The organism is Pseudoalteromonas shioyasakiensis, assembly GCA_013391845.1.
GTDB lineage: Bacteria > Pseudomonadota > Gammaproteobacteria > Enterobacterales > Alteromonadaceae > Pseudoalteromonas > Pseudoalteromonas apostichopi.
Genome location: CP058414.1, coordinates 2,967,762 through 2,983,020 on the forward strand (window position 1 = coordinate 2,967,762; position 15,259 = coordinate 2,983,020).

General features: G+C 41.7%; 13 protein-coding genes. 4 read left to right on the top strand and 9 right to left on the bottom strand.

The window, feature by feature from the left end:
* Window positions 1–3 precede the first annotated feature (3 nt).
* The 9 genes from bamA to rpsB form a co-directional block, all read right to left on the bottom strand.
* On the bottom strand, window positions 4–2,475 hold the full coding sequence (gene bamA / locus HYD28_13605) for an outer membrane protein assembly factor BamA (protein ID QLE09904.1): 2,472 nt from the start codon (window positions 2,473–2,475) through the stop codon (window positions 4–6).
* A gap of 106 nt (window positions 2,476–2,581) precedes the next feature.
* Window positions 2,582–3,934, bottom strand: coding sequence for a sigma E protease regulator RseP (gene rseP, locus HYD28_13610; protein QLE09905.1), 1,353 nt, complete (start codon window positions 3,932–3,934; stop codon window positions 2,582–2,584).
* 1 nt (window position 3,935) lies between these two features.
* Window positions 3,936–5,135, bottom strand: a complete 1,200-nt coding sequence (gene ispC, locus HYD28_13615; protein QLE09906.1) for a 1-deoxy-D-xylulose-5-phosphate reductoisomerase — start codon at window positions 5,133–5,135, stop codon at window positions 3,936–3,938.
* On the bottom strand, window positions 5,132–5,998 hold the full coding sequence (locus tag HYD28_13620; GenBank protein QLE09907.1) for a phosphatidate cytidylyltransferase: 867 nt from the start codon (window positions 5,996–5,998) through the stop codon (window positions 5,132–5,134). Before HYD28_13620 ends, ispC begins: the two co-directional genes overlap by 4 nt.
* A 22-nt stretch (window positions 5,999–6,020) precedes the next feature.
* Window positions 6,021–6,800: an isoprenyl transferase gene (locus tag HYD28_13625; protein QLE09908.1), complete on the bottom strand. Its 780-nt coding sequence runs from the start codon at window positions 6,798–6,800 to the stop codon at window positions 6,021–6,023.
* A 104-nt stretch (window positions 6,801–6,904) separates the two neighbouring features.
* On the bottom strand, window positions 6,905–7,462 hold the full coding sequence (gene frr / locus HYD28_13630; protein ID QLE09909.1) for a ribosome recycling factor: 558 nt from the start codon (window positions 7,460–7,462) through the stop codon (window positions 6,905–6,907).
* A 14-nt stretch (window positions 7,463–7,476) separates the two neighbouring features.
* Window positions 7,477–8,226 (bottom strand): UMP kinase, encoded by a 750-nt coding sequence (gene pyrH, locus HYD28_13635; GenBank protein QLE09910.1) that lies wholly within the window; start codon window positions 8,224–8,226, stop codon window positions 7,477–7,479.
* Between the two features lie 151 nt (window positions 8,227–8,377).
* A complete protein-coding gene (gene tsf / locus HYD28_13640; GenBank protein QLE09911.1) occupies window positions 8,378–9,229 on the bottom strand; it encodes an elongation factor Ts in 852 nt (283 codons plus the stop codon).
* 103 nt (window positions 9,230–9,332) lie between these two features.
* Entirely contained in the window at window positions 9,333–10,061 is a 729-nt protein-coding gene (rpsB, locus tag HYD28_13645) for a 30S ribosomal protein S2 (protein QLE09912.1), read from the bottom strand.
* A 271-nt stretch (window positions 10,062–10,332) separates the two neighbouring features.
* Here rpsB and map point away from each other — a divergent pair, with 271 nt between their 5' ends.
* The 4 genes from map (at window position 10,333) to HYD28_13665 (ending at window position 15,138) form a co-directional block, all read left to right on the top strand.
* A complete protein-coding gene (gene map, locus HYD28_13650) occupies window positions 10,333–11,118 on the top strand; it encodes a type I methionyl aminopeptidase (protein QLE09913.1) in 786 nt (261 codons plus the stop codon).
* A gap of 12 nt (window positions 11,119–11,130) precedes the next feature.
* Window positions 11,131–13,749 (top strand): [protein-PII] uridylyltransferase, encoded by a 2,619-nt coding sequence (glnD, locus tag HYD28_13655; GenBank protein QLE09914.1) that lies wholly within the window; start codon window positions 11,131–11,133, stop codon window positions 13,747–13,749.
* A gap of 9 nt (window positions 13,750–13,758) precedes the next feature.
* Entirely contained in the window at window positions 13,759–14,586 is an 828-nt protein-coding gene (gene dapD, locus HYD28_13660) for a 2,3,4,5-tetrahydropyridine-2,6-dicarboxylate N-succinyltransferase (protein ID QLE09915.1), read from the top strand.
* 153 nt (window positions 14,587–14,739) lie between these two features.
* Window positions 14,740–15,138, top strand: a complete 399-nt coding sequence (locus HYD28_13665) for a hypothetical protein (GenBank protein QLE09916.1) — start codon at window positions 14,740–14,742, stop codon at window positions 15,136–15,138.
* Window positions 15,139–15,259: the final 121 nt, after the last annotated feature.

The following is a 15,259-nucleotide window of genomic DNA, read 5'->3' on the forward strand; positions in this document are numbered from 1 at the left end:
CCTTTAGAATGTATTACTAATGTTAAAGCTGATGGTCTTCGTATCGTCATCTTCTTCTTTTTGCAATGGATACGCAAAACTGATCAGCATTGGACCCATTGGAGAGATCCATTGTAGAGAAAGACCGGTTGAAACCCTAAAGCGCATTGGATCTGAATAATCATCCAATTTTGCACGCTGATCTGTTGACAGGTTTTGATAACGGTCAATATTAAACTCTGTATCCCATACGTTAGCTGCATCTACGAAGAAGCTGGTACGTACAGAGCTGGTGTTTTCTTCATCTAAGAAAGGTGTTGGAACAATTAGCTCAATCCCTGCTACCGCTTTGGCGTTACCACCAATTCGGCCTGCTGTGTAAAGTTGGTCAAATTCTGATGCACCACCAATGCTACCAGTCGTAGTGCCATCAGGTAATGGTGTACCAGGAATATTTTGCGGAACACGCGATACAGCCCGTGGCAAAATCGTATTTCGATCGAAGCCACGTAATTCCATCTCAGTGATTCTGAAGAACTCTTGGAACGGTAGTGTTTGGTCATAACCATTCGTTGTTCCATAACCATTACCATAGCCAAGTGCTGCACGAGTTGAAAATACCCAACGATGGTCATTACTGATTGGCCAGTAGAAACGCGAGTCGTAGTTTAACTTAAAGTACTGTAAATCAGAGTTCGGCGTTGTTGCTGTTAAGTTAAGTGATTGGCGCGAACCTGCTGTTGGGAATAAACCACGGTTAACAGTAACACGTGACCAACCTGCGCTTAACTCGTACTTGGTAAAATCAAAACCAGCATCTGGATTTTCAGGATCTAAGAAAGTTTCACGAATAACACGTGTTTGCTCATATTCAGCAATATCAGATAACTCTTCTTGCACCCAACGGACACCAAAGTTAATACGGTTTACAGCATCAATTGGGAAGCCAATATTAGTACCAATACCATAACTCTTTGACTTATAGTCGATTAGGCTGAACTTGCTCGCATCATAGTTGCTGTAGAATATACTACTACCTTGCGATACACCGTCTGGAGTAAAGTAAGGGTCTGTGTAAGAAACGCTGACACGCTCAGAACCACGTGAAGTATTAATGTTAAAACCAATTTGGTTACCAGTACCTAAAAAGTTTGACTCACTCACACCAATGTTAAATTGCAGACCCAAATAAGAACCATAAGCAAGACCAGCATTGAAGCTACCTGCAGATTGTTCTTTAACAGTAAAGTCAACATCAACTTGGTCATCAACACCAGGGACTGGAACAACATTGAAATCAACGCTTTCCATATAAGGTAAACGCTGGATTTGTAGCTTAGAGCGCTCAAGGCTTTGGTTTGATAGCCACGCACCTTCAAGCTGTGTCATTTCACGACGTACAACTTCATCAGAGGTATTTTGGTTACCACCCACAATAATACGACGAACATAAACACGCTTGCCTGGGTTTACTGATAACGTTAGCTGAACTTCTTTATTTTCGTCATCAATCTCTGGGATTGTTCGTACTTCAGCATTAGCATAACCAAAACGTGCTAAGTAGCTTTTAATAAACTCTTCAGAAGAAGTAACCACAGAGCCATTATAAAGCTCGCCAGTTTTCAGCGGAATAACACTTTTAATTAGTTCTTCACGACCTAGCAAGTCACCAATAAAGTCAAAGCCTTTAACTTTGTATTTAACACCTTCGGTAATATTCGCTGTAACATAAACAGAATCACGCTCAGGGCTTACTGATACTTGTGTTGAATCGATATTAAAGCGTAAGTAACCACGGTCAAGGTAGTAGCTGCGAATTTTTTCTAAATCGCCTTCAATGGTTTGCTTTTGATAACGGTCGCTAGACATGAATTGCCACCACGGCAGATCTTGCTGAGACTCTGCTAACTTAAGCAATTCTTCATCAGAGAATAATTCGTTACCAACTAGGTTAATCTGACGAATTGAAGCTGCATCACCTTCATCAAATTCAAACATTAGTTTTACACGGTTACGCGGTAACTTAATGATGCTTACATCCACTTTTGCATTGTATTTACCAATACTATGGAAAAATTCAACTAAGCCTTTTTCAATGTTATCAAGGACTGTTTTATCAAGCGGCTCACCAGTACGGATATCTTGCTGGTCTAGCGACTCATTTAGCTGCTCATCTTTGATGTCTTTATTGCCATCAAATTCGATCATGCTGATCGTTGGGCGCTCAGTCACTCGGAAGATAACACTGTTGCCATCACGTAACGCTTTAATATTGTCAAAGTGACCTGAACGATAGAGAGCCTTTATGGTTCTTGAAATTGTGTACTCATCAATATTATCGCCCACGTTGATAGGAATATGTGTTAACGCAGCACCGAGTGCAACACGTTGTAAGCCTTCAACTTTTAAATCATCTACAATAAAGGAGTTTTGGCCTAGGGCTGCAAAGCTAGCACCTAATAAACTTGAAACTGCCAAATGTTTTTTTATAGCCATTTTGTTATCTTTATCCTTTACAACTGTATTACCGCTCAACACCTTATAAATTTAACTTTTGCGGTGTTTTACAATCGTGTTCAAATTGGAATTTTTCGCTTATTTGTTATAAACGCGATACATCATTGAACAATGCGAAACATGTTAAAAACAGAAGCAGCAAGGCCCCCACTTTAAAACCAAATTCTTGCGTCTTTTCAGAGACCGGTTTTTTGCGAAAAAGTTCAATTATGTAATACATTAAGTGCCCACCATCTAGCACTGGCAGCGGTAATAAGTTAAATACGCCAAGGTTTACACTGATTAATGCTAAAAAGCTTAAAAATGCAACCAAGCCATAGCTTACGCTAGTTCCCGCACCAACTGCAATGCCCACCGGACCACTTAAATTTTTAACCGATACCTGACCGGTAATTAAATTACCAATCATATCAAAACTAAGAGTAATTAAACGCCATGTTTCGTGTATGCCCAGCACAATACTATCGACAGGGCCATAATGTCTAGTTTCAATATAGTTTTCTGGCCATGGCTCAACCACCGGAGACACACCTAGAAAGCCCTGTGCAACACCAGCATCATTAGTTCTGCTTTGTGGCGTCACTATTAGCTCTTTTATACTATCTTGCCTTTGTACACTAAATTGTAAGGATTTGTTAGGTGATTGCTGAATTAGTGAAACTAACTTGGTCCAACTGCTGATATTTTCACCATTTACGGCAATGATTTTGTCATCAACTTGTAAGCCAGCAGCCTCAGCCGCCGAACCTTTACTGATCATGGCCACTTGTAAAAGTGCTTTAGGGCGAAATGGTACAATACCAATTGAGGTTAATGGCGGAACATCTTGTTGATCTAATTTCCAGCCATCTAGGTTGAGTGTACGTACATGTTTTTGATAATTCTGGTCACGAAGCGTTACCACAACACTTTGTTCACCTAAACGGCTCATTAGCGAGAATGTTGCATCTTGCCAAGTGTTGATATCGTCTTCACCGATTTTGATAATTTGCTGGTTTGGTTCAATATTGGCAGCAGCTGCACGGCTACCTTGCGAGACCTCGCCAACGACAGGTTTTAACGACTGTACGCCCACCATATACATCACTGCAAGAGCAAAAATAGCAAATAAAAAGTTCGCCATCGGACCTGCAGCAACAATAGCAATACGTGCTTTAACTGATTTGGCATTAAATGATAAATGACGCTGCTCTGGCGGAACTTCGTCAACTCGCTCATCAAGCATTTTGACATAACCACCTAATGGAATCGCCGCAATCACATATTCTGTTTTGTGTTTGTCATACCATTTTATCAATGGCTTACCAAAGCCAATCGAGAAACGTAGTACTTTAACACCTGCTTTACGAGCGACCCAGAAGTGACCATATTCATGTACAGTTACTAAAATGCCAAGCGCAAGGATAAATGAACCAAGGTTCCAGAAAAAATCAAACATGCTAGTCGAAGCCTCTTTTTACAAACTCAGTAGCCTTTAGGCGTGCCGCTTGGTCACAAGCTAAAATCTCTTCAAGTGTTTGCACGTTAATGTCTTGTGTAGCATTGAGTGTTTCTGCGTTGATTCGGTAAATATCCGTAAAGCCTATTTGACCATCTAAAAATGCAGCAACAGCTATTTCATTAGCTGCATTTACTGTAGTAGTTGCACCTTGCCCCATTTCACACGCATCAATTGCGAGTTTTAAATTAGGGTATCTCGCATAATCAGGCTTGGTGAAAGTAAAGTCTGCCATTTGTGAAAAATCGAGAGGTTTTACACCTGCATCAACGCGCTCAGGAAATGCTAAAGCATGCGCTATAGGAGTGCGCATATCAGGATTACCCATTTGCGCAAGCACAGAGCCATCTTGATATTGCACCATAGAGTGAATAATGCTTTGTGGGTGAATTACCACTTCAATATCACTAGCATGGCAGTTAAACAACCACTTAGCTTCAATAAACTCGAGGCCTTTGTTCATCATGGTTGCTGAATCAACGGAAATCTTTTGTCCCATTGACCAGTTAGGATGAGCCACCGCTTGTGCAACAGTTACTGATGATAACGTAGCTATGTCGCGCTTTAAGAAAGGACCGCCAGAGCCAGTTAATAAAATTTTACTCACGCCATTGTCAGCCAGTAAGCCCGACGCATTTTGTAGTGATGCTGGCATACATTGGAAAATAGCATTATGTTCACTGTCGATAGGCAGCAAAGTTGCGCCATGCTGTTTAACTTTATCGATAAACAACTGACCCGACATGACTAGAGATTCTTTATTTGCTAACAGCACTTTTTTGCCAGCTTCAACCGCACTTAAAGTCGGGAGCAGACCTGCAGCACCAACTATAGCTGACATCACAGTATCAACATCTGCATGAGCAGCTAGTTCACTCATAGCCTCAACACCCGCTAGCACTTGTGTGTTACATGAACTGTTAGCGAGTAAGTTCGAAAGTGCTGAAGCGGCTTGTTGGTCAGCCATGACAGCAAATTTAGGTTGATGCGCGATACACAGCTCAGCCATTTGATCGGCATTTTTACCGGCTGCTAATGCAAAAACCGCAAAACGCTCTGGGTTTCTAGAAACAACATCTAAGGTGCTTAAACCGATTGAACCAGTTGCGCCCAATACGACAAGTTGCTCTATTTTGCTCATAAACTCAGTGTCCATGCGTAGCAAAGTACAAAAATAGGCGCAGCTGCGGTAAGGCTATCGATACGGTCTAAAATACCGCCATGACCTGGTAAACATGAGCCACTGTCTTTTAAACCAACTTCTCGTTTGAACATGCTTTCGAGTAAATCACCTACCGCTGAGAATAATGCGATAAATGCAGTCATCACCGCATAGATGGGCCAAACACTCATATCAACATTAGTGAAGTGACAAAATATTAAGACAAAAATAACTGAGGCCACGACCCCACCTAATAAACCTTCTATCGTTTTATTAGGACTTACTTTTGGCATTAACTTGCGTTTACCAAAATTTTTGCCGGTAAAGTAAGCACCAATATCAGCGCTCCATACAATTCCTAGCACAACTAAAATCAGCATTGAACCAAAATGTGTTGACTCGTTGTAACCTGCGCTACGCAGTGTATTTAGTGCAAGCCAAAGCGGTACTAAAGTTAAAAACCCTGCTATGGCGCGCATCACAATACCTTCATTCCATGCTTTTGCCATTGCTGGATAGCGCCAAACTAAATAAGTTGCCACAATCCACCAAGCAAATGACAGGGTAAATAAATAATTTGCATCACCCACTAATTGACCATTTTGCCAAAGTGATTCTATTGGCCAATGCCAGTTAAGTAATGCCAAAAATGCCGCTGTTGCTGCAACAAATCCAAAACGTTTAACTTTATCGCACAGGCCCATAAATGCAGACCATTCCCATGCACCGAGTAAAACAATACCGGCGGCGATATAACTAAATAGTGTTAATGGGGTATAAAAAACCAAAATAAGTGCAAGTGGTGCCAACACGAGCGAGGTTAAAATTCGTTGTTTTAGCAATGTGTGTACCTTCAACTAGTAATTAGGTCTCGGCGAGTAATTGTTTTATTTGTTCGCCTGTACAACCGAATCGTCGCTCTCTGGCAACGTAACATGCGATAGCGTCAGCAAATGCAGCTTCATTGAAGTCTGGCCAAAGCGTATCAGTAAAGTAAAGCTCAGCATAAGCCGCTTGCCATAAAAGGAAGTTACTGATGCGTAAATCTCCACCGGTGCGGATCATTAAATCAAGTTCACCTTGATCGGCCATACTCATTTGTTCGGCCATGAGCTCTTCAGTAATATCTTCTGCGGCCATTTCACCGGCTGCGACTTTTTTTGCAAGCATTGTTGCGGCGTTAGTGATATCCCAACGTCCGCCATAATTAGCTGCCACGTTTAACTGTAGACCCGTATTATTACGAGTTAATTCATGGGCTGCATCAACTTTCTCGCGCAGACCTTCTGAAAAGCGTGATAAATCACCAATTATGTTTAGCTTTACATTATTTTTATGAAGCTTTTTAACTTCTTTGCCCAGTACGAATAAAAACAGCTCCATAAGCGTATTTACTTCGTCCTCTGGACGTCGCCAATTTTCGCTACTAAATGCGAATAGTGTTAACGACTGTATACCTAAGCGAGTACAAAATTGCACTGATTGACGAACTGCATCAACGCCCTTTTTGTGTCCGTAAACACGCGGGCGATTTTTCGCTTGTGCCCAACGTCCGTTGCCATCCATGATTATAGCGACATGCTTAGGCAAACTTTGCTGGGAAATTTTATCAGCGTTAAGAACCATAAATATCGAGTATTCCATAAAAAAACGCCGTCTAGTATACCCTAGACGGCGTTTCAAAACTAATAAATTTAGTTGCGCCTGTTTACTTACAGAATCAGTGTCTGAAAGATAAACAGCAGCAATTAGATTTCCATTAGCTCAGCTTCTTTTGCAGCTAATTGTGCATCCATCTCTTTGATGAACTTATCTGTAAGCTTTTGGATCTCGTCTTCTGCTTGACGTGCTTCATCTTCAGAAATATCTTTTTCTTTCAATAAGCTCTTAATGTCGCCATTTGCGTCACGACGGATGTTACGTACAGCAACACGGCCGCTTTCAACTTCGCCACGTACGATTTTGATTAGGTCTTTACGACGCTCTTCTGTAAGTGGAGGAAGTGGAACACGGATAACTGTACCTGCAGACATCGGGTTTAAACCTAAATCTGAAGCCATGATCGCTTTTTCTACTGCTTGCGCTAATGACTTGTCGAACACGCTAATTGCAAGTGTACGTGAGTCTTCAATTGTTACGTTAGCAACTTGGTTTAATGGTGTGTCAGCACCGTAGTAAGACACTTGAATACCATCAAGTAATGCTGGGTGCGCACGGCCTGTGCGAATTTTAGATAATTGACTGCCTAGTGCCGCAACACTTTTTTGCATACGTTCTGACGCATCTTTTTTGATATCGTTAATCACGGTTCAATCCTAATCTATTTGCTAGTTTCATCTGAGGCTTGTGAAGAGATAAGCGTTCCTTCATCTTCGCCCATAATAACACGCTTAAGCGCGCCTGATTTATTCATGTTAAATACGCTTAATGGCATTTTGTGGTCACGCGCCAGCGTAAATGCAGCTAAATCCATAACCTTAAGCTCTTTATCAATGATTTCATTGTAGCTTAAGTGGCGATATAGTGTAGCTTCTGGGTTTTTCACTGGATCATCAGAGTAAACACCATCAACTTTAGTCGCTTTGATTACAGTATCTGCTTCAATTTCAATACCACGTAGACACGCTGCTGAGTCAGTCGTGAAGAATGGATTACCTGTACCCGCTGAGAAAATTACAACGCGGCCAGATTTTAATAGGCTAATAGCTTCTGCCCAGTTGTAAGCATCACATACACCGTTAAGTGGAATAGCTGACATTAAACGACAATTTACAAATGCACGATGAAGTGCATCACGCATTGCCAAACCATTCATTACAGTAGCAAGCATACCCATGTGATCGCCTACTACGCGGTTCATGCCCGCTTCTGCTAATGAACCACCACGCAAGAAGTTACCGCCACCGATAACTAAACCTACTTCTACGTCGAGCTCTACAAGTTCTTTAATTTCTTGAGCCATACGGTCAAGTACTTTTGGGTCGATGCCGAAGCCTTCGTCTCCCATTAATGCTTCACCGCTAAGTTTAAGAAGAACACGTCTAAAAATAGGTTTACGATTGATAGTCATAATATTTGGGCCAGCCTTAGTAATGAGATAAAAAATAACCGCGCTATGGTTACACATAAAACGCGGTTATTTTAAAGAATTTTCATCAGTGACGCAAAAGCTAATAACAGATTAATTTCATCTAATTGGCCTACGTCACTAAGTTAGAAAATTACTCGCCTTTTGCAGCAGCGATTTGAGCAGCTACTTCAGCAGCGAAGTCTTCTTCTTTACGCTCGATACCTTCACCAACTTCTAAACGGATGAAGTTAGAAACAGTTGCGCCTTTCTCTTTAAGAATTTCGCCAACTGATTTTTTAGGTTCCATGATGAAAGCTTGACCAGTAAGAGAGATCTCACCAGTGAATTTCTTCATACGACCGATAACCATTTTCTCAGCGATTTCAGCAGGCTTGCCTTCGTTCATCGCGATATCGATTTGAACTGCTTTTTCTTTTTCTACAACGTCAGCTGGTACGTCTTCTGGGTTTACGAACTCAGGCTTAGACGCAGCTACGTGCATAGCAACTTGCTTAAGTGTTTCTTCGTCAGCTTCACCAACTACAACAACACCGATACGGTCGCCGTGGCGGTAAGAAGAAAGTTTGTCACCGTCGATGTACTCAACGCGACGAACATTGATGTTTTCACCGATTTTAGCAACTAGAGCAACACGAGTTTCTTCGAACTGTGCTTTAAGTGCGTCGATGTCTGCTTTAGATTCTGCAGCAGCGTCAAGAACTTGGTTAGCGAAACCAAGGAAGTTAGCGTCTTTAGCAACGAAGTCAGTTTGACAGTTAACTTCAAGAAGTGCAGCGAAACCGTTACCTTCTTTGATTAAGATTGTACCTTCAGCAGCGATGTTACCTGCTTTTTTAGCAGCCTTTGCAGCACCGCTCTTACGCATGTTTTCGATCGCTAACTCGATGTCACCGTTAGTTTCAGTTAACGCTTTTTTACAATCCATCATGCCAGCGCCAGTACGCTCGCGTAATTCTTTAACTAGGGCAGCAGTTACAGCCATTAGAATATCCTCAATTGAATTCTGTTATAGGGAAGCGGTATAGGCCGCTTAACAAGAATAACAAGTCTTCACCTTAATTAGATGAAGACTTGATGACAGCTAATTACTCAGCTTCTACGAAGTCGTCTTTCTCAGCTTGAGCAACGATGTTGTTCTCACGACCTTCAGTGATCGCAGCTGATACAGCGCCTGTGTAAAGTTGGATAGCACGGATCGCATCGTCGTTACCAGGAACGATGTAATCAACACCGTCTGGGTTAGAGTTAGTATCAACGATAGCAACAACTGGAATACCTAGGTTGTTAGCTTCACGGATAGCGATGTGCTCGTGGTCTGCATCGATAACGAAAAGCGCGTCAGGAAGACCGCCCATGTCTTTGATACCACCAAGGCTCTTTTCAAGCTTTTCCATTTCACGAGTAAGCATTAACGCTTCTTTCTTAGTTAACTTCTCGAAAGTGCCGTCTTGGCTTTGCGCTTCAAGATCTTTAAGACGCTTGATTGATTGACGAACTGTTTTCCAGTTAGTCAACATACCACCTAACCAACGGTGGTTCACGTAGAACTGCTCGCTTTGGATCGCTGCTTCTTTAACTGCTTCGCTTGCTGCGCGCTTAGTACCAACGAAAAGTACTTTACCTTTGTTAGAAGCTGCGTTCGATAAGAACTTAAGTGCTTCGTTGAACATTGGTACAGTTTGCTCTAGGTTGATGATATGAACACGGTTACGAGCGCCGAAGATGAAAGGCTTCATCTTAGGATTCCAGTAACGTGCTTGGTGACCAAAGTGAACACCAGCTTGAAGCATATCGCGCATTGAAACGTTTGCCATTTGTATAATCCTCTATAATTTAGGGTTAGGCCTCCACATATCCCATAGCACCAACACCGCAGTTAATTTGTAACTTAAGTGCACCCAAGTGTATGTGACGATACGTGTGTGTGTTAAAATAAAATTGTGTTTGCCTTAAATACAAAAAATCAGTTAAGAATTTATTTGTAAAAAGACGGCGCGCTTTATACCATATTAAAATTGAAAACTCAACGTCTAGTGCAAAATTTGTGCACTAAAAACTGACCTGAAAAACAACTTTGGAGCCTCAATGAGTGCTGTGATCAAGACCCCTGAAGAAATCGAAAAAATGCGTGTTGCCGGGCGCTTAGCCGCCGAGGTACTAGAAATGATAGAACCGCATGTGGTGCCAGGTGTAACCACAGATGAACTAAATACAATTTGTCATGATTATATTGTCAATGTTCAAGATGCTATTCCAGCACCGCTTAATTATCACGGTTTCCCAAAATCAATTTGCACCTCAGTGAACCATGTAATTTGTCACGGTATTCCAAATGACAAACCGCTTAAAGAAGGCGATAGCGTAAATATCGACGTGACTGTGATCAAAGATGGCTATCACGGTGATACATCTAAGATGTTCCACGTTGGTACACCTAATATTCAAGGTAAACGCCTTGCTGAAATTACCCAAGAAAGCCTATACCTTGCAATTAAAATGGTAAAACCAGGCGTACGCTTAGGTGATATCGGTGCTGCAATTCAAAAATACGCTGAAGGCTTTAACTACTCAATCGTTCGCGAATACTGTGGTCACGGCATTGGCGCTGAATTCCACGAAGAGCCGCAAGTGATGCACTATGGCAAAGCAGGTACTGGCGAAGTATTAAAAGCAGGCATGTGTTTAACAATCGAGCCTATGGTTAATGCCGGTAAACGCCAATGTAAGCTACTAAAAGATAACTGGACTGTAGTAACAAAAGACCGTTCATTGTCTGCACAGTGGGAACATACACTGTTAGTGACTGAAAATGGTGTTGAAATTTTAACGCTCCGATCAGATGATACTATCGACAGGATCATCGAACACTAGGAGCCAGCCCCTGTGGCATTACCCAATAAAGTAAAAAAGTTGCTCAGCCAAGCTGAGCAACTTAGCGATTATCGCGACTGTTCTAGTTATTTTTATAAATGGCTACAGAACGAATTCTCAAAACAACCCGTTAGCAACTTAATTAATGCCCGTGCTGAGTTTATCGACCGCTTATTAATTAAACTGTTTCACGATTACAACCTTGCTCACGAAAGTGACCTAGCCCTCATTGCTGTGGGAGGTTATGGTCGAGGCGAACTGCACCCCTACTCCGATATCGACTTTATGCTGCTAGTTAGCGAGCAACCAAGTGAAGCTGTGTGTGAAAAAATTGGTCAGTTCGTTACCATGCTATGGGACCTTAATTTAGAGATTGGTCATAGTGTTCGTACGATAGAGCAAGCATTAGAACAAAAACGCGAAGATGTGACATTTGCCACCAGCTTACTCGAAAGCCGATTAATCTTCGGTAATCATATCGAATTCGAAAAACTAAAAAAACACCTGCTTGATACGCCTATTTGGCGCTCAGACGAATTCTTTTTGGCAAAAGTTCAAGAGCAAAGTTTACGCCATAAAAAATGCCATGGTACGGCTTATAACCTTGAACCCAATATCAAAGAAAACCCAGGTGGCCTGCGCGACCTACAGACCATTATTTGGGTTGCTAAAAAGCACTTTAGAGCCGAAACATTACAAGAACTTATAAATCACGGCTATCTTACTCACGAAGAATACCAAGAGCTGTCTGAATGTTTAGAAAACCTTTGGAACATTCGTTTTGCGCTGCACATCGCTGCGGGTCGCTCTGAAAACCGTTTGTTGTTCGATCATCAACCTCATGCCGCAGAAATTCTCGGCTTTGGTAGTGATGGTAAAGCCTCGGTCGAGCGCATGATGAAACGCTTATTTAGGATCATGAGCCGCGTACGTGAGCTTAACCAAATGCTGCTTTCATACTTTGAGCAAAGCATTTTACCGGGTGCAGGTGAGTTACCTGTGATTGAACTTGACCGTAACTTTGAGCGCATTGGCCATCAAATTCGTGTTAAAAATCCATCGGTATTCTTCCGCCGTGATCAGCTATTTGTGTTGTTCGAACACATTGCTGATAACCCAGAGATCACCCATATTTACCCAAGTACCATACGCACAATGCGTCAAGTTCGCCGTCGTTTACTAGGTGATTTACAAGATTACGCCGCTTGTCGTGAGGCATTTTTACGCCTAATAAAGCATCCTAACGGTATGGGTCGTGCATTTACCCTAATGCATAAACACGGCATTATTGCCGCCTACTTACCGCAGTGGCGTAATATCTTCGGGCAAATGCAATTTGATTTATTTCATGCCTACACAGTGGATGAGCACACCCATAAACTGATCAACAATATTTATAAGTATTTTGATAAATCAAAAGTCAGCGAATTTCCGTTATGCAGTGAAATTGTCACTCGTATGGATAAGCCTGAGTTACTTTATTTAGCTGGTATTTTCCATGATATTGCGAAAGGTCGTGGTGGCGACCACTCAGAACTGGGCTCGGTTGATGCAATCGCATTTGCTAAGCTACACCGCTTCCCAGCATCAGATGGCAAGCTAATTTCGTGGTTAGTGGCTAATCACTTACTAATGTCGGTAACAGCTCAACGTAAAGACATAAATGACCCAGATGTGATCAAAGACTTTGCGAGTAAAGTAAAAAATGAGCGCCAGCTTGATTACTTATATTGCTTAACTTTAGCTGATATTCGCGCAACCAATGATAATTTGTGGAACGATTGGAAAAACACCCTACTTCGTGAGCTGTATTTACACACCCAGCGCGCACTTCGTTTAGGGCTTGAAAACCCGATGGACCAACGTGACCAGATACGTGATAAAAAGCAGCAAGCCAAACAGCGCTTATTGAATCATGGTTGTAACGAAGATCAAATCGACTTAATCTGGAGCCGCTTTAAAGCTAACTACTTTACAGCCTTTAGTGAACAGCAAATTTCATGGCATACAGAGCACTTATTGAGCTGTGATGATTTAAGCCAACCAAGCGTTGCAGTGTCAAACACTGCAATGCATGGCGGTACGCAAGTCTTTGCCTACAGCCCTTACTCAGGCGGTTTATTCTCTCGTTTAGTCAGTGTAATTGGTTCGAAAAAAGCGCAAATTCAACATGCACAAGTTTTGACTACGAAAGACGGCTACGTGCTATTTAGCTTTGTTATTTTAGAGGTCAATGGTGACCCTATTGCGAGTAATCGAGCACAAGGTATTAAACGTGCATTAGATCTTGCTATTAGCGACCCGAAAAAGAAAATTCGCTTTAAGAAGAATCGCTCACAGCGCTTCAAAGACTTTAATATCAAACCAAAAATTGTGCTTAGACCACATGCTCGTAAAGATCGCAGTTTAATTGAAATTCAAGCGGTGGATATTCCGGGTCTGTTGACGAAAATAGCTGAAGTTTTTCAAGCACACTTATTACATATTCATGCCGCACGGATCACCACTGTTGGTGAGCGTGCAGAAGATTTCTTCGTGGTATCAAATAACGAATACCAAGCATTAACAGACGAAGAACAAGCTAAAATTCATCAAGCATTGCGTAAAAAACTCAACGCAGAAACCGAATAAGAGGATCTTATGTCAGATTTAAAAACCATGATCGAAAACGCCTGGGACAACCGCGATAGCATCAGCCCGAGTACGGTATCAAGTGAAGTAAAACAAGCTATTATCGATGCGCTTGAATTACTTGATAGCGGCGCTGCTCGTGTTGCTGAAAAAATCAGCGGTGAGTGGGTTGTACACCAATGGTTGAAAAAAGCAGTGCTACTGTCTTTCCGTATTCGTGACAACCAGCCATTGAACGATGGTGTTAATCAGTTTTACGACAAAGTACCACTTAAATTTAGCGACTATACACCAGAACAATTTCAACAAGGCGGTATGCGTGTTGTGCCTAATGCTGTTGCACGTAAAGGCAGTTTTGTAGGTAAAAACGTGGTGCTTATGCCGTCTTATGTCAATATTGGTGCCTACGTTGATGAAGGCACCATGGTTGATACATGGGCAACGGTTGGCTCATGTGCTCAAATTGGTAAAAATGTTCACTTATCGGGCGGTGTAGGTATTGGTGGCGTACTTGAGCCACTTCAAGCAAACCCAACTATCATCGAAGACAACTGCTTTATTGGCGCGCGTTCTGAGATTGTTGAAGGCGTTGTAGTTGAAGAAGGCGCGGTTATCTCAATGGGTGTTTACATCAGCCAAAGCACACGTATCTATGACCGTGAAACTGGCGAAATCCATTACGGCCGAGTACCAGCCGGTGCGGTTGTTGTTCCAGGTTCTTTGCCATCAAAAGATGGTTCACACAGCCTATACGCTGCCATCATAGTGAAAAAAGTTGATCAACAAACTCGTGAAAAAGTAGGTATTAATGCCCTACTTCGCTCGATTGATGAATAACAAGACTGAGCTTTAAGTTTTAGAGATAAGAAGCGCGATACTAACTAGTTTCGCGCTTTTTTATTATCTGTAATGCAGTGATTTTTAGCTAGTTTATTGAGATACGCTCAAAAATATGTTTTAGTATAAAAAACAAACAAAATAATAGTGGAAATGTTTAAATCTTTTCGGAGTTTTACCCACACAGAGTTATTTTATTACACAGGATTATTCTATCTTGTGGCAATCTTGCTGTTTGTATCACGTAGCTACCTATACGAGTTGTTTGTAACAGATACAAATTCACATCGCGTTGAGGTCAAAAAACTTGAAGTTGCTTTAACATCACACGTTCACAAAGAATATGTTTTTGATGCATTACAAACAACCCTAGATAGCCTTGCAACCCCAGATCGAGTTGCTGTTAAAATCCAGTGTTATACAACTTTCTGCGATGTTAGTTTCACTAATCCCTTTATCACCATTAATGACCACAATAACTACAGTGCAGAAGTAAAACGTGTGTTTGAGCAAAACGTTACCAACCTGCTTCGAGAAGATACTGCCGACTAGTTTCAGGCTTTTTAGTTAAAGCTTAGGGCTTAAAACTTAAAGCTCCCCTTGTTAAATTGTTACATCTTATTTCAAATACACATTTTATCGCGTAATTAAGGCCATTCAGCGTTACTTCTGA

Coding starts and splice junctions, on each gene's coding strand:
- pyrH (QLE09910.1), bottom strand. CDS start 8,226: ATGACTATCAATCGTAAACCTATTTTTAGACGTGTTCTTCTTAAACTT.
- ispC (QLE09906.1), bottom strand. CDS start 5,135: ATGAGCAAAATAGAGCAACTTGTCGTATTGGGCGCAACTGGTTCAATC.
- dapD (QLE09915.1), top strand. CDS start 13,759: ATGTCAGATTTAAAAACCATGATCGAAAACGCCTGGGACAACCGCGAT.
- map (QLE09913.1), top strand. CDS start 10,333: ATGAGTGCTGTGATCAAGACCCCTGAAGAAATCGAAAAAATGCGTGTT.
- HYD28_13665 (QLE09916.1), top strand. CDS start 14,740: ATGTTTAAATCTTTTCGGAGTTTTACCCACACAGAGTTATTTTATTAC.
- bamA (QLE09904.1), bottom strand. CDS start 2,475: ATGGCTATAAAAAAACATTTGGCAGTTTCAAGTTTATTAGGTGCTAGC.
- rpsB (QLE09912.1), bottom strand. CDS start 10,061: ATGGCAAACGTTTCAATGCGCGATATGCTTCAAGCTGGTGTTCACTTT.
- HYD28_13625 (QLE09908.1), bottom strand. CDS start 6,800: ATGGAATACTCGATATTTATGGTTCTTAACGCTGATAAAATTTCCCAG.
- rseP (QLE09905.1), bottom strand. CDS start 3,934: ATGTTTGATTTTTTCTGGAACCTTGGTTCATTTATCCTTGCGCTTGGC.
- tsf (QLE09911.1), bottom strand. CDS start 9,229: ATGGCTGTAACTGCTGCCCTAGTTAAAGAATTACGCGAGCGTACTGGC.